Origin of the sequence: Streptomyces sp. 35G-GA-8 (genome assembly GCF_023534745.1) — a bacterium.
Taxonomy (GTDB): domain Bacteria; phylum Actinomycetota; class Actinomycetes; order Streptomycetales; family Streptomycetaceae; genus Streptomyces.
In genome coordinates this window covers 401,937-424,911 of the sequence record NZ_JAMHJQ010000006.1, presented here as the reverse complement: position 1 = coordinate 424,911, position 22,975 = coordinate 401,937, and the positions used below count along the sequence as shown (strand labels likewise).

At 71.3% G+C, this 22,975-nt stretch carries 22 protein-coding genes; 13 read left to right on the top strand and 9 right to left on the bottom strand.

Going from position 1 to position 22,975, the window contains the following annotated elements:
- Nucleotides 1–54: 54 nt before the first annotated feature.
- Genes M1203_RS16055 through M1203_RS16045 form a run of 3 tightly spaced genes read right to left on the bottom strand, consistent with a single transcriptional unit; the run spans nt 55 to nt 3,678 of the window.
- Nucleotides 55–1,125 carry an ABC transporter permease gene (locus tag M1203_RS16055; protein ID WP_249950371.1) on the bottom strand — a complete coding sequence of 357 codons (1,071 nt, stop codon included), beginning with the start codon at nt 1,123–1,125 and terminating at the stop codon, nt 55–57.
- Nucleotides 1,109–2,158: an ABC transporter permease gene (locus tag M1203_RS16050; RefSeq protein ID WP_249950370.1), complete on the bottom strand. Its 1,050-nt coding sequence runs from the start codon at nt 2,156–2,158 to the stop codon at nt 1,109–1,111. The genes M1203_RS16055 and M1203_RS16050 overlap by 17 nt, the downstream gene beginning before the upstream one ends.
- Nucleotides 2,155–3,678, bottom strand: a complete 1,524-nt coding sequence (locus M1203_RS16045) for a sugar ABC transporter ATP-binding protein (protein ID WP_249950369.1) — start codon at nt 3,676–3,678, stop codon at nt 2,155–2,157. Before M1203_RS16045 ends, M1203_RS16050 begins: the two co-directional genes overlap by 4 nt.
- 274 nt (nt 3,679–3,952) lie before the next feature.
- On the opposite strand from M1203_RS16045, the gene rhaI reads away from it, so the two are divergent.
- The 4 genes from rhaI to M1203_RS16025 all read left to right on the top strand — a co-directional run bounded on the left by rhaI (nt 3,953) and on the right by M1203_RS16025 (nt 10,110).
- A complete protein-coding gene (gene rhaI, locus M1203_RS16040) occupies nt 3,953–5,122 on the top strand; it encodes an L-rhamnose isomerase (RefSeq protein ID WP_249950368.1) in 1,170 nt (389 codons plus the stop codon).
- 51 nt (nt 5,123–5,173) lie between these two features.
- Nucleotides 5,174–7,225: a bifunctional aldolase/short-chain dehydrogenase gene (locus M1203_RS16035; protein ID WP_249950367.1), complete on the top strand. Its 2,052-nt coding sequence runs from the start codon at nt 5,174–5,176 to the stop codon at nt 7,223–7,225.
- Between the two features lie 168 nt (nt 7,226–7,393).
- Complete coding sequence (locus M1203_RS16030; protein WP_308404875.1) at nt 7,394–8,896, top strand: rhamnulokinase family protein; 1,503 nt, start codon at nt 7,394–7,396, stop codon at nt 8,894–8,896.
- A 191-nt stretch (nt 8,897–9,087) separates the two neighbouring features.
- On the top strand, nt 9,088–10,110 hold the full coding sequence (locus M1203_RS16025; RefSeq protein WP_249950522.1) for a LacI family DNA-binding transcriptional regulator: 1,023 nt from the start codon (nt 9,088–9,090) through the stop codon (nt 10,108–10,110).
- A gap of 140 nt (nt 10,111–10,250) precedes the next feature.
- Here the strand turns inward: M1203_RS16025 and M1203_RS16020 are convergent, their stop codons facing one another.
- Nucleotides 10,251–10,781, bottom strand: a complete 531-nt coding sequence (locus M1203_RS16020) for a GNAT family N-acetyltransferase (RefSeq protein WP_249950366.1) — start codon at nt 10,779–10,781, stop codon at nt 10,251–10,253.
- 225 nt (nt 10,782–11,006) lie between these two features.
- On the opposite strand from M1203_RS16020, the gene M1203_RS16015 reads away from it, so the two are divergent.
- From M1203_RS16015 to M1203_RS16000, 4 genes are all read left to right on the top strand, one after another.
- The gene (locus M1203_RS16015) at nt 11,007–11,717 is read left to right on the top strand and encodes a carbonic anhydrase (RefSeq protein WP_249950365.1); all 711 of its coding nucleotides are present in this window, start codon (nt 11,007–11,009) and stop codon (nt 11,715–11,717) included.
- Nucleotides 11,718–12,115: 398 nt separating this feature from the next.
- A complete protein-coding gene (locus tag M1203_RS16010) occupies nt 12,116–13,090 on the top strand; it encodes a fibronectin type III domain-containing protein (RefSeq protein ID WP_249950364.1) in 975 nt (324 codons plus the stop codon).
- A gap of 75 nt (nt 13,091–13,165) precedes the next feature.
- On the top strand, nt 13,166–13,519 hold the full coding sequence (locus M1203_RS16005) for a VOC family protein (protein ID WP_129766339.1): 354 nt from the start codon (nt 13,166–13,168) through the stop codon (nt 13,517–13,519).
- Between the two features lie 132 nt (nt 13,520–13,651).
- Complete coding sequence (locus M1203_RS16000; protein ID WP_249950363.1) at nt 13,652–14,626, top strand: NADP-dependent oxidoreductase; 975 nt, start codon at nt 13,652–13,654, stop codon at nt 14,624–14,626.
- A gap of 41 nt (nt 14,627–14,667) precedes the next feature.
- Here M1203_RS16000 and M1203_RS15995 read toward each other — a convergent pair whose 3' ends face one another.
- On the bottom strand, nt 14,668–15,834 hold the full coding sequence (locus M1203_RS15995; protein WP_249950362.1) for a DUF6397 family protein: 1,167 nt from the start codon (nt 15,832–15,834) through the stop codon (nt 14,668–14,670).
- 198 nt (nt 15,835–16,032) lie between these two features.
- The gene (locus tag M1203_RS15990; RefSeq protein ID WP_249950361.1) at nt 16,033–16,446 is read right to left on the bottom strand and encodes a roadblock/LC7 domain-containing protein; all 414 of its coding nucleotides are present in this window, start codon (nt 16,444–16,446) and stop codon (nt 16,033–16,035) included.
- Between the two features lie 134 nt (nt 16,447–16,580).
- On the opposite strand from M1203_RS15990, the gene M1203_RS15985 reads away from it, so the two are divergent.
- Complete coding sequence (locus M1203_RS15985; protein ID WP_249950360.1) at nt 16,581–17,009, top strand: PPOX class F420-dependent oxidoreductase; 429 nt, start codon at nt 16,581–16,583, stop codon at nt 17,007–17,009.
- A 148-nt stretch (nt 17,010–17,157) separates the two neighbouring features.
- On the opposite strand, the gene M1203_RS15980 is transcribed toward M1203_RS15985, so the two are convergent.
- The gene (locus M1203_RS15980; protein ID WP_249950359.1) at nt 17,158–17,859 is read right to left on the bottom strand and encodes an SDR family oxidoreductase; all 702 of its coding nucleotides are present in this window, start codon (nt 17,857–17,859) and stop codon (nt 17,158–17,160) included.
- 116 nt (nt 17,860–17,975) lie between these two features.
- Here M1203_RS15980 and M1203_RS15975 point away from each other — a divergent pair, with 116 nt between their 5' ends.
- Nucleotides 17,976–18,653 (top strand): CGNR zinc finger domain-containing protein, encoded by a 678-nt coding sequence (locus M1203_RS15975; protein WP_249950358.1) that lies wholly within the window; start codon nt 17,976–17,978, stop codon nt 18,651–18,653.
- Between the two features lie 75 nt (nt 18,654–18,728).
- On the opposite strand, the gene M1203_RS15970 is transcribed toward M1203_RS15975, so the two are convergent.
- The gene (locus M1203_RS15970; RefSeq protein ID WP_249950357.1) at nt 18,729–20,015 is read right to left on the bottom strand and encodes a sigma-70 family RNA polymerase sigma factor; all 1,287 of its coding nucleotides are present in this window, start codon (nt 20,013–20,015) and stop codon (nt 18,729–18,731) included.
- 27 nt (nt 20,016–20,042) lie between these two features.
- Nucleotides 20,043–20,444 (bottom strand): YciI family protein, encoded by a 402-nt coding sequence (locus tag M1203_RS15965; RefSeq protein ID WP_249950356.1) that lies wholly within the window; start codon nt 20,442–20,444, stop codon nt 20,043–20,045.
- Nucleotides 20,445–20,737: 293 nt separating this feature from the next.
- Between M1203_RS15965 and M1203_RS15960 the strand changes: the two genes are divergently transcribed.
- The 3 genes from M1203_RS15960 (at nt 20,738) to M1203_RS15950 (ending at nt 22,808) form a co-directional block, all read left to right on the top strand.
- A complete protein-coding gene (locus M1203_RS15960; RefSeq protein WP_249950355.1) occupies nt 20,738–21,337 on the top strand; it encodes a class I SAM-dependent methyltransferase in 600 nt (199 codons plus the stop codon).
- 257 nt (nt 21,338–21,594) lie between these two features.
- Nucleotides 21,595–21,858 carry a hypothetical protein gene (locus M1203_RS15955; protein WP_249950521.1) on the top strand — a complete coding sequence of 88 codons (264 nt, stop codon included), beginning with the start codon at nt 21,595–21,597 and terminating at the stop codon, nt 21,856–21,858.
- 137 nt (nt 21,859–21,995) lie between these two features.
- Nucleotides 21,996–22,808: a hypothetical protein gene (locus M1203_RS15950; RefSeq protein WP_249950354.1), complete on the top strand. Its 813-nt coding sequence runs from the start codon at nt 21,996–21,998 to the stop codon at nt 22,806–22,808.
- The last annotated feature ends 167 nt before the right edge of the window (nt 22,809–22,975 follow it).

Here is a 22,975-nt window from a genome sequence, read left to right as displayed (position 1 = left end):
GGGGGGTTCAGGGACGTGCGGGAGCGTGCGGGAGACGTGCCGGCGCGCGCGTGCTCAGGACTCGGGCGCGGCGCCCGCCGCGCGCCGGTGCCGGCGTTCGATCACGGTGGCGATGACGCGCGGGGTGAGGACGGAGGCGACGAGCAGCAGACCGGTCACGATGACCTGGACCTCGTTCGGCACATCGTTCAGCGTGAGCAGGTTCTTGAGGACTCCGATGAGCAGCACACCGGCGACCGCCCCGAAGAGCGTCCCCTTGCCGCCGTCGAAGTCGACGCCGCCGAGCAGCACGGCGGCGATGACGAGCATCTCGAACCCGAGACCGTTGTCGGCGCGGGCGCTGCCGTAGCGCAGGGTGAAGACGATCCCGGCGAAGGCGGCGAACACCCCGGTGACGACGAAGAGGATCAGTTTGAAGCGTTTGACCCTGATCCCGGCGAAGTAGGCGGCCTCCTCCTGCGCGCCGATCGCGAACAGCGACCGGCCGAAGGCGGTGGAGTGCAGCAGGACGGCGGTCGCCACGGCCAGTGTGCTGAACAGGGCGATGGGATAGGTGATGAAGGTGCCGGGGATCGTGGTGGTGTCCACGGCCCAACTGGCGTACGTCTGGGGGAAGTCGGTGACGGCGTCGCTGCCCAGCGCGACCGAGGCGAGACCCCGGTAGAGGGCGAGCGTACCGATGGTGACGGCGAGCGAGGGCAGGCCGACGCGGGTGACCAGCCAGCCGTTGAGGAGACCACCCGCGACGCCGACCAGCAGAACGACGGGCACGATCAGCTCGAACGCCCAGCCCGCGTTCCACAGGGCGCCGGTCAGCGCGCTGCCGAGCCCCAGCATCGAGGCGACGGACAGATCGACCTGTCCGGCCACCACCAGCAGGGTCATGGGCAGCGCGATCAGGGCGACTTCCGCGATGTCGTTGAAGGCGAAGGCGAGGTTCTCACCGGACGCGAAGCCGTCGGTCGTGCCGAGGCCGACGACGAAGACCGCCACCAGCAGGGCGCCGACCGCGGTGTCCCAGCGCAGGCCGACGGACCTGACGAACTCGCCCGCCGTCGTGACGCGGGGCGCCGGTGCCTTGGCCGGTGGCCGCGGCGCGGTCTGTGTGTCAGGCGCCATTCCCATGCCGGGCGCTCCTCTTCCTCAGTGCGGCTGTCATGCGCAGGGACACGATCCGGTCGACGGTGATGGCCGCGAGGAGCAGCGCGCCGGTGATGGCGCCCTGCCAGAACGAGTCGACCTTCAGGACGACCAGCGCGCTGCCGATGGTGGTGAGCAGCAACGCGCCGAGCGCGGCTCCCCAGACCGTGCCGGTGCCGCCGGTGATGGCCACGCCGCCGACGACCACGGCGCTGACGACGGTCAGTTCCCAGCCGTGCGCGTTGTCGGCGACGACGGTGCCGAAGCGGGCGAGCCACAGGGCACCGGCGAATCCGGCGACGGCACCGGAGAAGGCGTACGCGCCGAGGATCCGGCGGCGGATCGGTACGCCGGCCAGCCGGGCGGCCTCGGGGTTGGAGCCGATCGCGTACAGCTCACGCCCCGAGCGGTAGCCGCGCAGGTAGTACGCGGTGGCGGCCAGCAGGGCCAGCGCGATGAGGGGCAGATAGGGGATGCCGAGGATGCCCCCGCTGCCCAGGCCGAGGACCGGGCCGGGGACGTCGTTGGCGCTGATCTGCTCGCCCTGCGCCCACCAGTAGTCGAGGCCCTGGATGATGTAGAGCATGCCGAGGGTGACCACGAGCGCCGGTACCCTGCCGAAGCTCACCAGGGCGCCGCTGACCAGTCCGCAGGCCACGCCGAGGGCGATACCCAGCAGCATGACGGTGAGTACGCCGTGCTCGGTGCCCGCGACGAACTTGCCGCAGGCGAAGGCGGAGAGACCGACGACCGAGCCGACCGAGAGGTCGATATTGCGGGTGACGACGACCACGGACTGGCCGACGGCGAGCAGGACCAGGATGGAGGCGTTCAGGAGGAGGTCCTTGACGCCCTGGTCGTCGAGGAAGCGCGGGTTGGCGATCCAGGTGCCGAGGACGAGCAGCGCCAGCGCTCCCGCGATGCTGATCTCGCGGGCCCGGAACACGGCGTCGACGAGCGAGCGCGCCGAGCCGTCGTCCTTGGTGGTCGTCGTGGGTTCGTCCATCAGGGTGGTCATGCCGCCGCCCTCCCGCGCCGCCCGGTGGCGGCGGCCATCACGGCTTCCTCGGTGGCCTCGGCGCGCGGGATCTCGGCGGTGAGCCGGCCCTCGTGCATCACCAGCACCCGGTCGGCCATGCCGAGCACCTCGGGCAGGTCGGAGGAGATCATGAGGACGGCGAGTCCTTCCGCGGCCAGGGAGGAGAGGAGCCGGTGCACCTCCGCCTTGGTGCCGACATCGATCCCCCGGGTGGGTTCGTCGACGATGAGCACGGCCGGTTCCGTCGCCAGCCATTTGGCGAGGACGACCTTCTGCTGATTGCCGCCGGACAGGACGCCGACGGGGTCGGCGAGCCGGTTGTACTTGAGCTGGAGGCGTACGGCCCAGTCGGCGGCCCGGCCGCGCTCCAGGGCCCGGCGCACCATGCCGCCCCTGCCGAGCCGGTCGAGTCCGGTGAGGGCGATGTTCCGTTCGATGGACAGGTCCATCACCAGTCCGCGCTGTCTGCGGTCCTCGGGGACGAGCGCGAGTCCCGCGTCCATCGCGGCGGTCGGTGAACCGGCCGGGAGCGTACGTCCGTCGACCACCACCTCGCCCGCGTCGGCCCGGTCGACACCGAAGACGGCCTGCGCCACCTCGCTGCGGCCCGCCCCGACGAGTCCGGCCAGGGCGACGATCTCGCCCCTGCGCACCTCGAAGGAGATGTCGCGGAACACCCCCTCCCGGGTCAGCCGGCGCACCGACAGGGCGATCTCCCCGGCGTCCACGGACTGTTTGGGGTACAGGTCGCCCAGATCCCGGCCCACCATGGAGCGCACGAGGTCGTCCTCGGTCAGTCCGGCCAGCGGCTCGGAGGAGATCCGGCGGCCGTCGCGCAGGACGGTGACCCGCTGGCAGAGCCCGAAGATCTCCTCAAGTCGGTGGGAGATGAACAGGACGGCGGCTCCCTCGGCCCTGAGGGTCCCCACGACGGAGAACAGCCGGGCGGTCTCACCGCCGGTCAGGGCCGCGGTGGGCTCGTCCATGATGAGGACGCGCGCGTCGAAGGAGAGCGCCTTGGCGATCTCGACGATCTGCTGGTCGGCTATGGAGAGCCCGCGGGCGGGCCGGTCCGGGTCCAGCTCCACACCGAGGCGCTTCATCAGGGCCGCGGTGGTGTCCCGTACGGCCCGGCGGTCGATACGGCCGAGCGCGCGCCGCGGCTGACGGCCCATGAAGATGTTCTCGGCGATGGACAGATCGGGGAAGAGCGTCGGCTCCTGGTAGATGACGGCGATACCGGCGTCCCTGGCGTCGGCCGGGCCGTGGAAGACGACGGCCTCGCCGTCGAGCACCACCTCGCCGGCGTCGGGGCTGTGCACCCCGGCGAGTGTCTTGATGAGGGTGGACTTGCCCGCGCCGTTCTCCCCGGCGAGCGCGTGTGCCTCACCGGGGAACAGTCGCAGGGAGACGTCCCGCAGGGCCCGTACGGCGCCGAAGGACTTGCTCACATCCTTGAGGGCCAGGACCGGGGCGGGGTCCGTGGCGGGCTGGTTCATGAGGGCTCCTCAGCGGTGGGGACTCGTGGCATGACCCGCCGTGAAAGGTTTCAATGAGGTTGCACGGAAGCTAAACGGCCACTACCGACGGCGTCAATGGGCTGTGCGCGACATTTTCCGTTGAATCCAGGGAGTGCTTCACGCACAACCCGAGGCGATGCGGAAAGGGTTGACACGCACCGGGGACTCCCATAGCTTCACCGCGATGAAACGATTCATAAGGAATCGCTGCACCGACTCGCCCGCCGAGTCCGCACCACGGGAGCGCTGAGAGATGACGGGTCGATCCGCCGTGTCCGCTGTGAAGAACGCGCTGAAGTCACAGGCTGTCGAGACGCCGTCGTGGGCGTTCGGGAACTCGGGCACCCGTTTCAAGGTGTTCACACAGCCGGGCGTGCCGCGGACCCCGCGGGAGAAACTGGCGGACGCGGCCCGGGTGCACGCGCACACGGGCGTGGCTCCCACCGTCGCCCTGCACATCCCCTGGGACCGCGTGGACGATTACGGTGCGCTCGCCGCCGAGGCGCACGAACTGGGCCTGCGCGTCGGGGCGATCAACTCCAATGTGTTCCAGGACGACGACTACAAGCTGGGATCCGTGACCCATCCGGACGCCGCGGTCCGGCGCAAGGCCCTGGCCCATCTGCTGGAGTGCGTGGACATCATGGACGCCACCGGCTCGCGCGATCTGAAGCTGTGGTTCTCCGACGGCACCAACTACCCCGGCCAGGACGACATCTCCGCCCGCCAGGGCCGGCTGGCCGAAGCCCTCGCCACGGTGTACGAGCGGCTCGGCGAGGGGCAGCGGATGCTGCTGGAGTACAAGCTGTTCGAGCCCGCCTTCTATGCCACGGACGTCCCGGACTGGGGCACCGCCTACGCGCACTGCCTCAAGCTCGGTGAGAAGGCCCAGGTCGTGGTCGACACCGGGCACCACGCGCCGGGCACCAATATCGAGTTCATCGTCGCGCTGCTGCTGCGCGAGGGAAAGCTCGGCGGGTTCGACTTCAACTCCCGCTTCTACGCGGACGACGATCTGATGGCCGGGGCCGCGGACCCCTTCCAGCTGTTCCGGATCATGTACGAGGTGATCAAGGGCGGCGGGTTCACCGAGCGGACCGCGTTCATGCTCGACCAGTGCCACAACATCGAGGAGAAGATCCCCGCGATCATCCGGTCGGTGATGAACGTCCAGGAGGCCACGGCCAAGGCGCTGCTGGTGGACGCGGACGCGCTGGACGCGGCGCAGCGCTCCGGCGACGTGCTGGCGGCGAACGCGGCGCTGATGGACGCCTTCAACACCGACGTACGCCCGCTGGTCGCCGAGGTCCGCGCCGAACTGGGCGCGGACGCCGACCCCGTCGCCGCCTATCACGCGTCCGGCTACGGCGAGAAGATCGCCGCCGAGCGGATCGGCGGCACCCAGGCCGGCTGGGGAGCCTGAACGCTCACCCCGTACCCCCCTTGCGAAGACCGCACCTCACAGAGGGACATGATGACCGACCAGCCCCATATCCACCCTGTGGCAGCCCAGTTGCTCGACCGATCGCACCGGCTCGGCGCCGATCCGCGCAACACCAACTACGCCGGCGGCAACACCTCGGCCAAGGGATCCGCCCCGGACCCGGTGACCGGTGACGACGTCGAACTGATGTGGGTCAAGGGGTCCGGCGGCGACCTGGGCACGCTCACCGCCGGCGGCCTGGCCGCGCTGCGGGTCGACCGGCTGCGCGCGCTGACCCGGGTCTATCCGGGGGTGGCGCGCGAGGACGAGATGGTCGCCGCGTTCGACTACTGCCTGCACGGCAAGGGCGGGGCGGCCCCGTCCATCGACACCGCGATGCACGGGCTGGTCGACGCCCCCCATGTGGACCATCTCCACCCCGACTCGGGGATCGCCCTGGCCTGCGCGGCCGACGGCGAGAAGCTGACCGCCGAGTGCTTCGGCGACACCGTGATCTGGGTGCCCTGGCGCCGCCCCGGCTTCCAGCTGGGCCTGGACATCGCCGCGGTCAAGGAAGCCCATCCGCGGGCGATCGGCTGTGTGCTGGGCGGCCATGGCATCACCGCCTGGGGCGCCACCTCCGAGGAGTGCGAACGCAACTCCCTGCACATCATCCGCACGGCCGAGACGTTTCTCGCCGAGCGCGGGGCGCCCGAGCCGTTCGGCCCCGTACAGCCGGGGTACGAGCCGCTGCCGGAGGCCGAGCGACGGGCCAGGGCGGCGGCGCTCGCCCCGTTGATCCGCGGTCTCGCCTCCACCGACCGGCGCCAGGTCGGCCACTACACGGACTCCGGACCGGTCCTCGACTTCCTCTCCCGCGCGGAGCATCCGCGGCTGGCGGCCCTGGGCACCTCCTGCCCGGACCACTTCCTGCGCACCAAGGTCCGCCCGCTCGTTCTCGATCTGCCGGCCGGCGCGCCACTGGAGCGGGTGCGGGAGCGGCTCGCGGAGCTGCACACCGCGTACCGCGAGGAGTACCGGGCGTACTACGCGCGGCACGCGTCGCCCGACTCGCCGGCGATGCGCGGCGCGGACCCGGCGATCGTGCTGGTGCCGGGCGTGGGCATGTTCTCGTTCGGCAAGGACAAGCAGACCGCCCGGGTCGCCGGGGAGTTCTATCTCAACGCCATCAATGTGATGCGCGGCGCCGAGGCCGTCTCCTCGTACGCGCCGATCGAGGAGTCCGAGAAGTTCCGCATCGAGTACTGGGAGCTGGAAGAGGCCAAGCTGCGCCGGATGCCCGCGCCCAAGGCGCTGGCCTCCCGGGTGGCGCTGGTGACGGGCGCGGGCTCCGGGATCGGCCGGGCCATCGCGCACCGGCTGGTGGCCGAGGGCGCGTGTGTGGTGGTCGCCGATCTCAACACCGAGAGCGCGAAGGTGGTCGCCGACGAACTGGGCGGCGCGGACAAGGCCGTCGCGGTGAGCGTCGATGTGACCGACGAGGACCAGATCAAGGACGCGTTCGACGCGGCGGCGCTCGCCTTCGGCGGAGTGGATCTCGTCGTCAACAACGCCGGTATCTCGATCTCCAGGCCGCTGCTGGAGACCACCGCCCGGGACTGGGACCTCCAGCACTCCATCATGGCGCGCGGCTCGTTCCTGGTCTCCCGCGAGGCCGCCCGGGTGATGACCGATCAGGGCTTCGGCGGCGACCTCGTCTATATCGCCTCCAAGAACGCGGTGTTCGCGGGCCCGAACAACGTCGCCTACTCCGCGACCAAGGCCGACCAGGCCCATCAGGTACGGCTGCTCGCCGCCGAGTTGGGCGGTCTCGGTATCCGCGTCAACGGCGTCAACCCCGACGGGGTGGTGCGCGGCTCCGGGATCTTCGCGGGCGGCTGGGGCGCGGAGCGCGCGGCGGTGTACGGCGTGGAGGAGGAGAAGCTGGGCGAGTTCTACGCGCAGCGGACGATCCTCAAGCGGGAGGTGCTGCCCGAGCATGTGGCCAACGCGGTGTTCGCGCTCACGGGCGGCGAGCTGAGCCACACGACAGGGCTGCATGTCCCGGTGGACGCGGGGGTCGCCGCGGCGTTCCTGCGCTGAGTCATGGCGGAGCGGGGCGGGCGGGGGCCGGGCGGCCGACGTGGCTGCCCCGCTCCGATCGCCCCCTTTCCCGCCGCTCTCACTCCCCGGGGTCTCCGCCTGTCTCTCTCCCCCCGCGGTCTCCGCCTGTCTCCCCCCGCTGTTCGACGAGTTCCGACGAGGTCAGCCGTGCCATCCACAGAACCGCTCCCTTTCGCCGCCGTCGACCTCGGCGCGTCCAGCGGCCGTGTCATGGTCGGGTGGGTCTCCGGCCGGGGCACGGGAACGCTGCGTCTGGAGGAGGTCCACCGCTTCCCCAACCGGCCGGTACGGACCGCGGGCACGCTGCACTGGGACATCCTGTCGCTGTACGGGGGCGTGCTGGACGGTCTGCGGGCGGCCGGCGCGGCGGCGGGGCGCGCGCCCGCGAGTGTCGGGATCGACACCTGGGCCGTCGACTACGGGCTGCTTGACGCCTCCGGCGCGCTGCTCGGCAATCCGGTGCACTACCGGGACGGCCGTACCGAGGGCGAGGCGGCCAAGGTCGGCGCTGTGCTGTCGCCGTCCGCGCTGTACGGGGCGACGGGCCTGCAGTACCTGCCGTTCAACACGCTGTTCCAGCTCACCGCCGCGCGGGGCAGCGCCGCGCTGGGGGCCGCGCGGCGACTGCTGCTGATCCCCGATCTGATCGCGTACTGGCTCACCGGCGAGGTGGGGACCGAACTCACCAACGCCTCGACCACCCAGCTCATCGACCCCCGGACCCGGGAGTGGTCACGATCCGTCGCCGACACGCTCGGCATCGATCTGACGCTCTTCGCGCCGCTGCGCGGTCCGGGCGATCCGGCGGGACGGCTGCTCCCGGACGTGCTCGCCGAGACCGGGCTGACCGGCCCGGTGCCGGTGACGGCCGTCGGCTCGCATGACACCGCGTCCGCGGTCGCCGCGGTGCCCGCCTCCGGGGACCGGTTCGCGTATGTCGCCACCGGCACCTGGTCCTTGGCGGGACTGGAGCTGGAGGCCCCCGTACTCACCGAGGAGAGCAGGCGCGCCAACTTCACGAACGAGCTGGGCGTCGACGGCACGGTCCGCTATCTGCGCAACATCATGGGGCTGTGGCTGCTCCAGGAGTGTCTGCGGACCTGGGAGGCCGAGGGCGCGCCGCAGCGGCTCGACCGGCTGTTGCGGGAGGCCGCGGAGGTGCCGGGCCTGCGGTCGTTCGTGGACGCGGACGATCCGGCGTTTCTCGCGCCCGGCGGTATGCCGGACCGTATCCGGGACGCCTGCCGCCGCACGGGCGGACCGGCACCGGAGAGTCCGGCCGAGATCACCCGTTGTGTCCTCGACTCCCTGGCGCTCGCGCACCGCAGGGCGATCCAGGACGCCCAGCGGCTGTCCGGCCGGGCCGTGGACACGGTGCATGTCGTCGGCGGCGGTGCCCATAACGAACTGCTGTGCCGGCTCACCGCCGACGCCTGCGGGCTGCCTGTCGTTGCGGGTCCGGCCGAGGCCGCCGCGCTCGGCAACGTACTCGTCCAGGCGCGCGCCGCGGGCGTCGTCCGGGGCGGTCTCGCCGAGCTGCGCACCCTGCTCCGCGCCACGCTGGAGCCGCGCCGTTACGAGCCGACCGGGGACCGGGCCGGCTGGGACCGCGCCGCCGAGCTGCTGGCGGGCGTGGGCGCGCGGCGCTGACCTGTCTCTGGGTTTCCTCTGACGTGTCTCTGGGTCTCTGGGGACGGGCGGTCTCTGGTGGGACAGGCCCGTGGTGACATGTCTGCGCTGGCACCCCTGTGGGTGATATATCCGACCGGGTGCGCGTCCCCCGTTAGGATGGTCAACTCGGTCAGGGGAACCAACGAGATGTGACAGAACGGGCAGGGCGCGTGGTGCAGACGGTCGGTATCAAGGACGTGGCCCGGCTGGCGGGGGTCTCGGTCGGCACCGTCTCGAATGTGCTCAACCGCCCCGAGAAGGTGTCGGAACAGACCCGGGTGCGGGTGCGGGCGGTGATAGAGCAGCTCGGTTTCGTACGGAGCGAGACGGCCCGGCAGCTCAGGGTCGGTACCAGCCGCATTCTGGCCATCCTGGTGCTCGACATGGCCAACCCCTTCTTCGTCGCGGTCGCCAAGGGAGCCGAGCGGGCGGCGCGTGAGGCGGGGCTCGGCGTGATGCTCTGCAACAGCGCGGGCAGCACGGCCGAGGAGGCGGAGTATCTGGGGCTCTTCGCCGAGCAGCGGGTGCGCGGCGTGCTGCTCACCCCGGCCGACACGACGGGCGGCAACGTACGGGACTTCGCGCGGCGGGGCATTCCGTTCGTCCATGTCGACCGTGCGGTGCCCGCCACCGAGGGGTGCTCCGTATCGGTGGACGACGTGGCCGGTGGCGCGCTCGCCGTCCGGCATCTGCTGGCCGCCGGGCACCGCTCCGTCACCTATATCAGCGGGCCGATGTCGCTCCCCCAGTGCCGCGACCGCCGTACCGGCGCGCTGATGGCGCTGCGCGACGCGGGTCTGCCGGAACAGGCCCTGCGACAGGTGGAGTCGGCGCGGCTCGATGTGGCGTCGGGTATCGACGCGGGGGCCCGGCTGCTGGGACTCACGGAGCGCCCCACCGCGGTGTTCTGCGCCAATGACCTACTCGCGCTGGGGGTCTTGCAGGCGATGTACGGGGCCGGGGTGGATGTGCCCGGCGATGTGTCGATCGTCGGCTACGACGACATCGAGTTCGCGGCGGCGGCCGTCGTACCCCTCACGTCCGTACGGCAGCCGGCCGACGCGATGGGGCGGGCGGCGGCGGAGATGCTGATGGACGAGACGGGCCCGGACGCCGGGCACCACACGCATCACTCCGTCGTCCTCCAGCCGGAACTGGTGGTACGCAGTTCGACGCGGCGCCTGGTGCGCTGAGCGCGTGACGGCCCGCTCCCCGGCGGCGGGGGCGGGGGCGACGGTGAGGCCTTCGGTGGGTCAGGAAAATTCCCCCATCCGTGTCACTGCCCGGCCTCCGGTATGAGGATGATCCGCCACGTCGTGGTGCGGCTGTCGGATCAGGCGGGGGCGGCGTAGCAGCGGACTGTGACCGTCTGATCCGGGCTCCAGCGCTGATCGACAACAGCGAGCAGGCTCCAGCCCATGCGTTCGTAAAGTGCCGCCGCGGCGGCGTCGGTGGACACGACGTCCAGCACCGGGTGCAGCCCGCGCCGTCTGGCCTCCCGCGCCGCCTGGGCCATGAGCAGGGCGCCGATGCCGTGACCGCGCGCCGAGGGGGCGACGAACAGGCGGCTCACCACAGCGATCTCGCGGAGGGTGGTACCGGCGCGGCTGCTCCAGAGCGCGGGGGCGACATCGCCCTCGCCCGCCGGGCAGAGGGCGAGATGGCCGACGATTTGGCCGTCCAATTCGGCTACCCAGGCGTCGAGTTGAGCGGGCTGGGCGAGCCAGCCCATGGGGTGCTCGGGCCAGTTCACCGGGTACCCGTCGGCCTTGTGCACCTCACCCAGGACCCGCACGCACGCGTCGAGGTCATCCCTGCCGCGACGCCGGACATCACACATGGGGATGTCATCGGCCGTAGGCATCGTCTGTCGATTCACCGAACCCATGCAACCACAATCGGGCGGCCTCCCCGGCAGGCTCCAAGGGCTGAACGGCGAGGGAACGGATCTTGAGCGCACACCGAACCCGTCATGTTTGAGCCACAGTTGGCTCAAGAGCTGGTCAACAGATCACCAAGTGAAATCGTTGGCCAAGGTTGTCACGGATAGTCTCCGGCCGTGATATTGACCAGAGCACAGAGACCCCCCATGACCACGGGAACCCCCCGGAGAACGCTGCTTCGCGCGGCCCTGGCGGGAAGCGCGGCCACCGCGGGAGTGACGCTTGCCGCGCCCTCCGCGGGTGCGGCTGTCACTCGGCCGAGCAGCGCCCGCCCGACCACCCCCGACCAGGCACTTCAGGAGCTCTCCGAGGGCAACAAGCGCTGGCGAACCTTCCGCCAGCAGCACCCGCACGAGACCGCCGCCCTGCGGCAGACCCTGGCGACGGGCCAGCATCCCTTCGCCGTCGTCCTCGGGTGCATCGACTCCCGGGTGCCGCCGGAGCTCGCCTTCGACCAGGGTCTCGGCGACCTGATGACCGTACGGTCGGCCGGCGAGGTCCTGGACGAGGCCGTCCTCGGCAGCATCGCCTATGGCGTGCTGGAGTTGGCGATCCCGCTGGTCCTGGTCCTGGGCCACCAGTCGTGCGGCGCCGTCGCCGCGGCGGTCGAGGCCGAGGAGACCGGCGAGCGGCTGCCGAACCACATCCAGTACCTGGCCGACCAGATCAAGCCCGCCATCGATCACTCCCAGCACGGCGACGCTCGCGTCGACGCCACCGTCAGCGCCAACGTCAAGATGGTCCGTGCGCGCCTCGCCGCCGAGCCCGACCTCGCGGCCAAGGTGGCCGAGGGCAAGCTGGCCATCGTCGGAGCCCGTTACGAGCTGACCAACCAGCTGGTGCACCGGATAGACTGACCCACTTTCCGCATCGCCACTCGATCGTTCCCTGACCGGGGCCGGAAGGTGTCCCGGTCAGGGAACGATCGAGTCGATGTTTCCGCGTATCCGCCGTCGACCCGCATCGCCGCCACCCCGCATCGCTGCTCTCCAGCGCGGGCCGGCCGCCGAAGATGCCCAGATCGTCGATGAGGATGTCCGCCCCGGCGGCGCGCAAGAGCCCCTGCCGGGCCCCTCGTCCGAGGCGACAGCACCGGGTGCGGCGAGGAATCTCCCGTTCGGCACCTGTCCGCGCCGGCGCCCTGGCGCGTGGATCTCGTGATGATCCGTCATCGAATACCGCCTCCCCCTTGATGTGCACCCGACACCTGTGTCATATATGTCTAGACCATTGCCCCCAGGTGGAGGACACGGCCATGAGAAGGACCTTCTGCCTTGCCGCCCTCGCGTCCGCCGCCGTCCTCGCCCTGGGCGCGTGCGGCTCCAACGACGAGGCGCCGAAGGCGCCTTCGGCGCCGGCCGGCGTCACGGCCCAGGCCGGGAGCGCCACTTCCGTCCATGTCATGTGGAAGCCGGCCCCCGGCAAGGACGGAGTCAGCGGATACGAGGTGTACCGGGGCAAGACAAAGGTCAAGGACGTCCCGGCCGGCCAGACCATGATCGATGTCACCGGTCTGAAGCCGTCGACCGCCTACACCTTCAGCGTCCGGGCCCGGGGCGCCGAAGGCACCGTCTCCCCGCCCAGCGGCGAACTGGCCGTCACCACGCCGGCCGCGGTCACCGAGGACAAGGAGGCCCCGGCCCGGCCGACCGGAGTGACCGGCAAGAGCGACGGCGCCCGGGGCGCCCAGCTCAACTGGGCCCCGGCGGCGGGCGACCAGGGCATCACCTCGTACGACATCTACCAGGGCGACTCCAAGATCCATAGCGTCGGCGGGGACGCGACCGGCGCACGGATCACCCAGCTGCGGCCCGGGACCCACTACAGCTTCACCGTGACCGCGCGGGACGCGGCCGACAACACCTCGCCCGCCAGCCGGGCCGTGGAGATCACCACCCCGAGCGGCCCCGGCGACGATCCCGACACCGCGCCGATCGACTTCCGGGCCACGACACACGCCGCCGACGGTGCCTATTACGTGGATCTGTCCTGGCTGGCGCCGAAGACCGGCGGCGAGGTCCCCTCCTACCAGATCTATCTCGACGGGAAGTTCGCGACGACCCTGATCTGGGGCGGCGAGCCTCCGAAGGGCCGGGCCAGCTATAGCGTGTACGCGAGCAAGAAGGCCGGCGAGACCTACCGGGTGAAGATCCGCGCCAAGTTGCCCGATGGCAACTGGGGCAAGTTCTCCACGGAACGCACCATCGTCACCGGCGACGCCCGGCCCTGACGACGGACACCGGGCCCCGGTTGGGGGAAGGATGGGGCACGCGGGACCGCCCGCAGTCACTGACAGGAGCCACCGATGTCCGTCCGCAGAGTCGTACCCGACATTCGGTCCGAGGCCATGAAGGAGAGCCGGGACTTCTACGGGCTCCTCGGACTGGAAGAAGTCATGAACCTGGGCTGGGTCATGACGCTCGCCTCCCCCTCCCAGCCCAGCGCGCAGCTGACGCTGATGCGGCACGACGAGTCCGTCGCCGTCGTCCCCGATCTGAGCATCGAGGTGGACGACGTGGACACGGTGTACGCGGCGGTCGTCGCGAGCGGCGCCGAGATCGTCTACCCCCTGCGGGACGAGGCGTGGGGGGTACGGCGGTTCTTCGTCACCGATCCCAATGGCCGGGTGGTCAATGTGGTGAGTCACCTCCGGCAGTGACACAGGCGGGCCTCCTCCGTGTTCTCCAGCGCGCCGATCGCCGGCGCGGCCCTCCGGGGATAGCTTGCGGACGTTGGACAGCAGCAGCCGCGAGTGCGTAGGCGCCCCGGCACGCACCACAGGAGAACCGCGATGAGCAGCAACACCAGAAGCATGCGCGCGATCACCCAGGACACCTTCGGCGGCCCCGAGGTGCTGCGGCTCGCCGAGCAGGCCCGGCCGCAGCCGCTGCCGACCGAGGTACAGGTCCGCGTCCACGCGGCGGGGGTGAACCCCGTCGACTGGAAGACCCGCGCGGGCGGCGGAATGGCCGGTGTTCTGGGGGAACCTCCTTTCGTGCTGGGCTGGGATGTCTCGGGCGTCGTGTCAGAGGTCGGCTTCGGTGTCCACACCCTTCGGGTGGGCGACGAGGTGTACGGCATGCCGTGGTTCCCCCGGCAGGCGGGCGGCTACGCCGAGTATGTGACCGCGCCCGCCCGCCAGTTCGCCCGCAAGCCCGCCTCGCTCGGCCACGACCGGGCCGCCGCGGTACCCCTCGCCGCGCTCACCGCGTGGCAGTCGCTCGTCGACGCCGCCCGGATCGGGCCGGGACAGCGCGTCCTCGTCCACGCCGCCGCGGGCGGCGTGGGCCACTTCGCGGTGCAGTTCGCCAAGCACCTCGGTGCCCATGTCATCGGCACGGCGAGCGCCGCCAAACACGACTGGCTGCGCTCGCTCGGCGCCGACGAGCTGATCGACTACACGGCGGTCCGGTTCGAGGACGTCGTGCGCGACATCGATGTGGTGATCGATCTCGTAGGGGACGAACACGACGCGACGAGCACCCGCTCCCTCATGACCCTGCGGCCGGGTGGCGTCCTCGTCGCCGTGCCCTCCGGCGTCTCCCCCGAGCTTCATGACGCGGCCCTCGCGCGGGACGTACGCACGAGCGCCTTCCTCGTTGAGCCCGATGGCGCGTCCCTGACCCGGATCGCCGAGCTGATCGACAGGGGCGTCGCCAAGGTCGAGGTGGAGGACGTCCTTCCGCTGGCGGACGCGGCCGAGGCGCACCGTCGGGGCGAGCGGGGACGGACCCGCGGCAAGCTCGTCCTGCGCGTCACCTCCTGACCCCCGTGCCCCGTCCCGCCGGGCTCCGCGGACGCCACCGCTCAGCTCCGGACCCCGGAGCGGTGACTTCTCTTCCCCCTGGTCCTCAGCCGGGTCAGCAGCCCCCGGTGACCGCCCTCGCGCGGCGGCTCGTGTGCCACCGGCGTCGACCCGGATTCCCGCCCTGTCGGCCCGGGTTCCGGTCCTGTCGGTGCGATCTCGGGTGCGGGCGCGAGCTCTGGTGCCGGTGCTGGTGCGGGTGCGGGTGCGGGTGCGGCTGCCGGGGTCGGTACTGTCCCGTCGTACCGCCGGGCGGGACCCCTGTTGTGCGACGGGGAGCTGCCGGGGCGCGGTGCGGCGCGTGCGCGCCGGGCCGCCGTCAGCAGCGTGTCAAGACTGGCGCGGTGCCACTGGATCTCGTCCGGGTGATCCGCCACCAGCACACGCCGGACCGCCGTCCGCGCCGCTTCCGACTCGGGACGGCCGTGGCCGAGGTCCGGTCGCAGCCGGTCCAGATAGGCGCGTTCGTACGGATCAGCCACCAGCTCGGCCAGTTGGACCGGATCGAGCACACAGCCCACAACGGCGGCCCGTTCCCAGGGGTCCCCGCTCTCATGCAGCAACTCACCGATACGCCGCCCCCGCCAGTTGCGTGGCCGCCAGTCCTCCCCCGCCCCCGGTCCGGCCCGCAGCGGCCGTGGGAACCGTCCGGTGAGCAGCCCTGGTTCCCTGGCGGCGAAGGATCGTAGCTCATCGGCCAGATACAGCCATACGACCGCTCGGTACCGATTCAGATAGAACCGCACCGGCACGAGGAACCCCGATCGGGCCAGCTGTGTGAAGCGCCCCGGGCTGACGGGCATCAGCGCCGCCCCCTCGGCGGTGCCCACGGTCCGCACCCGCTCGCGCAGAGTGTGCGGGAATCCCTCCGCCGCCCGCAGACGGTCGATCTCCTGCCGCGTGACCTGCCGCCGCCCCAGGGTCGTCCCGGCGGTCGAGCCGGCGGTCGTCACGCCGGCGGTGGCGATGGTACGGATGTGCCCGAGCCGTACGGCGAGCTCGAACTCGCCTCGCCGCAGGTCCAGTTCCCGCGCGGCCCGGTCGGCGCCGACGGCCCGGGGCCCTTTCCCCGCGCTGTCCACCGCCTCGGCGGTCGCCGCGACGGCGAACGTATCCGCTTCCCCGGCGATGTGGTGCCGGGCGTGTGACTGAGCATCGCTGACGGACATGATGGTCCTCCCCCGTGAGGCTTAACTACTCTCGGTGACGACCGTAGCGCGACAGCGGCTTTCTTCGCCGAGCCTGTGGATAACTCCCGGATCGTGGACAACTCCCGCATCGGGCCGAGAATCCGGCTTCAGGCTGGGAGTGGCTGGGAGTCTTCAGAGGCTCCAGGGACCTCAGAGGCCCAGGGGGCCAAAGAGGTCTCAGAGACCACTCAGGCTGGTGTCTCCCGGCTGTCGCGCCGCGACACCGAGGTGCTCACCGACCCGGTTGACGAGCAGCGTCATCTCGTAGGCGACCTGGCCGACATCGGCCTCGGCCGCCGTCAGTACGCACAGGCAGCTGCCGTCACCGGCGGCGGTGACGAACAGCAGTGCCTCGTCGAACTCGACCATCGTCTGCCTGGCCTGACCGGCCCGGAAATGCCGCCCCGATCCCCGGGCGAGGCTGTGCAGCCCCGAGGAGACCGCCGCGAGGTGTTCCGCGTCCTCGCGCGCCAGCCCGGTGCTGGCCCCTGTCACCAGACCGTCGTTGGACAGCACCAGTGCGTGCTTGATGTGCTCGACCCGTTCGGTCAGGTCGTCGAGCAACCAGTCGAGTCCCTTTTCCAACGGCATTGTCGTTCCTCCCCGTTCAAGTGTTCCCCATGGTCCCGCAACGCCCGTAGCCTTCCGCACCGACCGCTCCCGGGCAAGCGGGTCCCAGGGAGCGCCGCGTCGCGCCGGCCGGCCTGTCAGCGGAAAATGCGGACATGGCGACAAACATGAGCAAGGAGCAGTGGCGCGCCTTCGTCTCGGAAGGAACGCGCACCGGCAAGTTGTCCACCGTACGGGCAGACGGGAGCCCGCATATCGCGCCCATCTGGTTCGTACTGGACGGCGACGATCTTGTCTTCAACACCGGCAGGGAGACCGTGAAGGGGGCCAATCTGCTGCGCGACGACCACTTGGCGTTGTGCGTGGACGACGAACGTCCGCCGTTCTCCTTCGTGGTGATCAACGGGCGGGCCGAGATCGACGAGGAGCCGGACCAGCTGCGCGCCTGGGCGACCAGGATCGCCGCGCGGTACATGGGGCAGGACCGGGCGCGGGAGTTCGGGGAGCGCAACGGGGTGCCGGGCGAAATGGTGGTACGGGTGAAGATCGACAAGGTGCTGGCGTACGCGGACATCGCGGACTGACCTGCGGGAGGGTGGCGGCACGACTCGGTGCCGCCACCCTCCCCGCCCAGGACCCACCTCTGCCGGGCCCCACCTCTGCCGGGTCCCTCCCCTGCCAGGCCACGCCCACGCCGGCCCACGCCGCGCGGCGATCACGGCGTCAGCCGGGTCAGGCGACCGGCCGAAGGCTCAGCCCCTCGACGGGTCCGGACAGCGCGGCCTTGAAGGCACGGCTCACCTCGTCGGCGAGGACCTCGCTCTCGCCCTTCTCCAGCGCGGCGACGACATCGCGTGCCACCTCCCGCGGATCGTTCTTGACGACATCCAGCTCACGCGTCATGTCGGTGTCCGTGTATCCGAGATGAACACCCACCACCTGGGTCCCCTGGGGCGCCAGTTCCAGCCGGAGCGAGTTGGTGAGCGACCACAGAGCGGCCTTCGTCGCACCGTAGACACCGGCTCCGGCCGCCCAGGACAGCGCCGAGTGAATATCGACGAGGGCCCCGCCACCACGGGCCGCCAGCACCGGGGCGAATGCCTGGGCAACGCGCAGCGCGCCGAACACATTGGCCTCGAAGACGGCCCTGACCTCGTCGGCGCCGACTTCGGTGAGCGGGCCGCCGCCCGAGATCCCCGCGTTGTTGATGACGATGGAGACATCGTCGGCCGTACGCGCCAGCTCGGCGACCGAGTCCTCGTCGGTCACCTCCAGCGCCAGCGGGACGATCCGGGGGTCGCTCTCGGCGACGGGCGTACGGGCCGTGGCGTAGACCTTGGCGGCCCCCGCGTCCAGCAGTTCCCGCACGAAGGCCCTGCCCAGGCCGCGCTGCCCCCCGGTGACCAGGGCGGTTGCTCCAATGACGGTGGTCATGTCGCTCTCTCCTCATGAAATGGACGGAGGCCTCATAAAACAGACAGAGGCGTAAGCCAATAGCCTCTGTCATCAGCCTGCTCGCCCGCCGTGACATAGTCAAGTACGATTCGGTTATGTCATGGGCAGCCAGTGAGCGATATCGCGTACGCCAGGCTCCTGCCGGACTCGCGCTGGTGCAGGAGCTGATCAACACCCGTGCGATCAAGGAGTACGCGCCCGATCTGCTCGCCGACCACGAGGCCGCCGAGCGGTGGCTGACCGGCGCCGCCGGGGAGTGGGCCCGTATCCACGGCCTCGATTCCCCCGACTGCGCGCTGTCCCCGTCGGACCCCCGGGCTCTGCGCGACCTGCGGGAATCCTTCGAGCGGCTGATCACCACGGCCCCGGCGTCGGGCACGGATCCCGGCGTCGGCACGACGCCCCGCTCCGGTGCCGGTACGACGCCCCGCCCCGTTTCCGATCGCGGCGTCGCGGTGCGGCTCGCCCCCGACGAGCAGGGGCAGGTGCGGCTGCTCCCGGTCGGCCGGGGGCGCGGCTGGCTGGAGTCGGCTCTCTGGTCGGAGACACTGCTCGCCCAGCGGGCCGGGACCTGGCCCCGCCTCAAGATCTGCCGCAACAACGAGTGCGGCTCGGCCTTCTACGACACGTCGCGCAACAACAGCGGTGTCTGGCACGACGTACGTATCTGCGGCAACGCGGCCAATCTGCGCGCCTCACGACAGCGCAAGCGGATCCGGGCCGCCGCCGAGGGCGACCGCGACGGCGAGGACGAGGGCGCGCCGGCCGACTGAGGACGAGGGCGCGCGGGCCGACCGATCCCGGGCACGGCGCGTGTCTCCGAAAAGGGGCCCTCCGAGGAGGCGTCCTCAGTCCGGAGCGGCGACGCGGGTGGCGCGAAGCGTGAGGTAGTGCCGTTCCGGCAGGCTGGTCGTACGGTGCGCCGCCTCCCGGTAGTTCTCCAGCGCGCCCTGCCGGTCGCCGGCCATTTCGAGGAGATGGGCCCGCGCCACATACAACCGGTGGTTGCCCGCCAGACGGCCGTCCGCCTCAAGGTCCTTGAGAATGCCGAGACCCGCGTCCGCACCGCGCACCATCGCGACGGCCACCGCCCGGTTCAGCGAGACGACCGGACTGGCGGACAGCTGCTCCAGCACTCCGTACAGGGCGAGGATCTGCGGCCAGTCGGTGTCCTCGACCGTCGCCGCCTCGTCATGGACGGCGGCGACCGCCGCCTGGACCTGATACGGGCCGAGGGGCCCCTTGGGAAGGGTGGCCGTGAGAAGCGCGGTGCCCTCGTCGATGGCCCGCGTGTCCCACAGCCCCCGGTCCTGCTCGGCGAGCGGGACCAGCTCACCGGCCGGGCCGGTACGCGCGGCGCTTCTGGCGTGGGTGAGCAGCATCAGCGCCAGCAGACCGGCCACCTCGCTGTCATCGGGGAGCAGTTCATGAGCGGCTCTGGTCAGCCGGATCGCTTCCCGGGACAGCTCGACCCGTTGCAGATCCGGGCCCTCGCTGGTGGCGTATCCCTCATTGAAGATCAGATAGAGGACACGCAGTACGTTGTCGAGCCGGCCGGGGCGCTCCTCGCCCTCCGGCATCCCGAACGGGATCCCGGACGCCTTGATCCGCTGCTTGGCCCGGCTGATCCGCTGCCCCATCGTCGTCTCGGGCACCATGAAGGCGCGTGCGATCTGGCTCGTGGTCAGGCCCCCGACACAGCGCAGGGTCAGTGCGATCGCGGCCGTGGGCGACAGCGCCGGATGGCAGCACAGAAAGAGCAGGACCAGCGAGTCGTCCCGGTCCGCCGGTTCCGCACTGTCCGCGGCCGGCGCCGTCCACCGGTCCGTGGGCAGTTGTCTCGCCGCCAGGTCCTCGCGACGGCGGCGCGCCTGCTCGCCACGGACCCGCTCGGTCATCCGGCGGCTCGCGACCTGGATCAGCCAGCCGCGCGGATTGCGGGGCACGCCCTCGTCGGGCCACTGCGTCGACGCCGCCAACAGCGCTTCCTGTACGGCGTCCTCGGCCGAGTCGAAATCCCCGAAGCGCCGGGTGAGCACGCCGACGACCTGCGGCGCCAATGTGCGCAGCAGGTCCTCGGCCGTCGCCTCCCCGCCGGTTCCCGGATCCGTCCTCGGATCGGGCTCGGGCTCCACGGGGCGTGGGGTCGTATCAGTCAGCGCTCACATCTCCTCGGGCGGTCCCGCCATCACCTGGCGTACCTCGATCGGCATGTTGAGCGGCTTTCCGCCGGGGCCGGGCGCCGTCGACACATACGCGGCCAGCTCCACCGCCCGCTCGTCGCTCTCGCAGTCCACGATCCAGTAACCGGCCAGGAATTCCTTGGTCTCGGGGAAGGGGCCTTCGGTGACGACGGCGGAACCGTCGCCACCCGCCCGTACGATCCTGGCCTGCTCGGGACCCGCCAGCCCCTCCGCCGTGACCAGCTCGCCCGCATCCGAGAGCTTGCTGTTCGTGTCCCGCATAAAGGCGATATGGGCCCTGACCTCGTCCTGGGTCCACTCCGTGAGCGGTGCGAAGTCCGCGGTCTTCGCACTGAACTGCATCAGCAGCATGTACTTCATGACGTTCTCCTCACTGTCGCGCCCTTCTCGGCGCTCTCACTGACAGGTAGAAGCACGCGCCGTGATTTCGACATCCTCGACGGAACCGGCGAGGATTTCTCGGAAAATCTCCGTGAGAAGCCCTCGGGGGCCCTCCGAGGCTCCCGAACATCCGGGACATCCCGGATGTTCTCGGGTGCCTCTGGGACAAGTTACCCCCGGGAAAAGCCGACGGGAAGTGGGGCGGCGAAGTGGGGCAATGAAGTGCGGCGGCCCGCGCGCCATGCGACGGCCTTGCCGGGGATCATTGCCCCATGGCCCATGACCACACACATGTGCAGGAATTCTTCGGCTCCCGGGCGGCGGACTGGGACGCGCGCTTCCCGGACGACGGTCCGGCCTACGCCGCCGCCGTCGCCGACCTGGGGCTGCGCCCTGGTGACGCCGTACTGGACGCGGGCTGCGGTACGGGCCGCGCGCTGCCACCGCTGCGGGACGCGGTGGGCCCGGGAGGCACGGTCCTGGGCGTCGATCTGACCCCGGAGATGCTCGACGCGGCCGTACGGGCCGGCCGTCGCGCCGCCGGGCGACTGCTGCTCGCCGATGTGAGCCGGCTGCCGGTGCGGACGGCGGTGCTCGACGCGGTGTTCGGTGCGGGGCTGATCGCTCATCTCCCGCAACCCGAGGAGAATCTGCGGGAGTTGGCCCGGGTCGTACGGCCGGGGGGCCGGCTGGCGCTGTTCCATCCCATCGGCCGGGCGGCGCTGGCCGCCCGGCAGGGCCGACGGATCACGGACGAGGATCTGCGCGCCGAGCTCAACCTCCGTCCGCTGCTGGCCGGCTCCGGCTGGCGGCTGGAGTCGTACACCGACGAGGACTCCCGTTTCCTGGCCCTGGCGGTACGCCACGGCTGAACCCCGCGCCCATCGCCCCGCGCCCCGCGTACGCGGCCCCACCCCCGCGCGTCCTTGGTCCAGCGTCCTTGGCCCGGAAAAGCACCTGCCATGAGGACGGGCCTCTTCTGCCGGCGCAGCCGCGACCGTACGTTGGAAGGGCGGCCCGGACGGCGGCCAGGACGACCGGACGACCGTCGCGGCCCGCACCACGCCAGGCAGCAGGGAAGGTGGACCCCGTGTTCAGCAGACTGCGCAGGATCCTCGTACCGGACCATGTGTCGGACCGGGCCGCCGCCCCGGCCGCGAAGCCGCCCCCGGACCGGCCGCACAACATATTCGAGGCCGCCGCCACCTATGTGTCGGCGTGCGCGGAGGACGATCAGCGGCGGATCGACGAGGCGGTGGACTGGGTCTCACCGGAGGCCCTCTCCTTCGGCGTCAGCGAACTCGCCTGCCGGGCGGTCATCGCGCTGGCCCGCGAGCGGAACGAGTCGCCGCAGACCGTGGCCCGCGGCCTGCTGGGCCTGCCGACCGTCTGACCACCGGCCCGGCCGAGACCGCGACACTCCGCCCGGACCGGCGCCAGTGCCGGAAAAGCCTGGTCGTACCGCACTCTCGACGTCCGGGTCGCCCACTGGCTAGGGTGCGCCGACAACCGATCGGTTCGGGAGGCGCGGTGACCGGAACGGAAGACTCCGTGGACGACGACGCACTGTATGTGCTGACCGCCACCCTGCTCACACCGGCGCGGTTCCCGGCCGTACTCGGCGACGACTACCCGGAAGCGTGTGCCGCCCTCGGGCTCGATCCGTACGACCGCGGATACGGGCTGGTCATGGGGCAGGACGGCGTCGGCGCCCGCTGGACGGTGGTGGTGGACGACGTGTCCCTGGTCGCCGTGGCGATCGCGGCCTGGGACTGCGGAATGGAGCACGACCTGTCGCCGGGGGAACGGACCGTGGTGTGCGCCCTGCCCGGCTGGCCGGTCGCCCTCGCCGTCGCGGCGCCCGGCGTACCCGCCCCGCACGACCCAGAACCGGAACCCGGCTCCGAGGAGAACGGCCCCCGGCCACCCCTCGCACCGCCCGACACCGAGTCCTGGGGCCCGGCCCAGCGGCGCCTCGGCGCGGACGAAATCGCCCTCCAGTGGACGGCCTGGCGGGAGCAGCTGCACGGGAACGAGCCGGCGACCGCAGCCGCCGACGGCGTGCCGATACCTGCCCATGAGGGGGTGCGACGCGTGCTGAAGGAACTGCGCGGCTATCTGGACACACCGCCGCCGCTCGGCAGGGTGCGGTCCGGCTTCGCCCCGGGCGAGGCGCGGACGCTGCGCGCCGACGGCCCCGGCTGGTCCTTCGTCGCCAGGACCGACGACATGGCGTTCGTCCTGCTGGACGAGGAGCCGCGGGACGTACTGCCGGTCGGCCGGGGCGCGGAACTGCCGGAACTGCTGAAGGCGCTCGACGGCATGGCCGTACGCCCCGCCTGAGGCGGCCCCCTCATGGCCGTACGCCCGGCCTGAGGCGGCTCCCTCTGACCTGAGGCGGCCCCCTCGGACCGCCCGCTTCCGGCTACCGGGCTTCCTGCCGGGGCTCCGGGGCTTCTCGAACCGCTGAGGCTTCTCGAAGCACCGCTGTCGGGCTGGAACCACGTCCG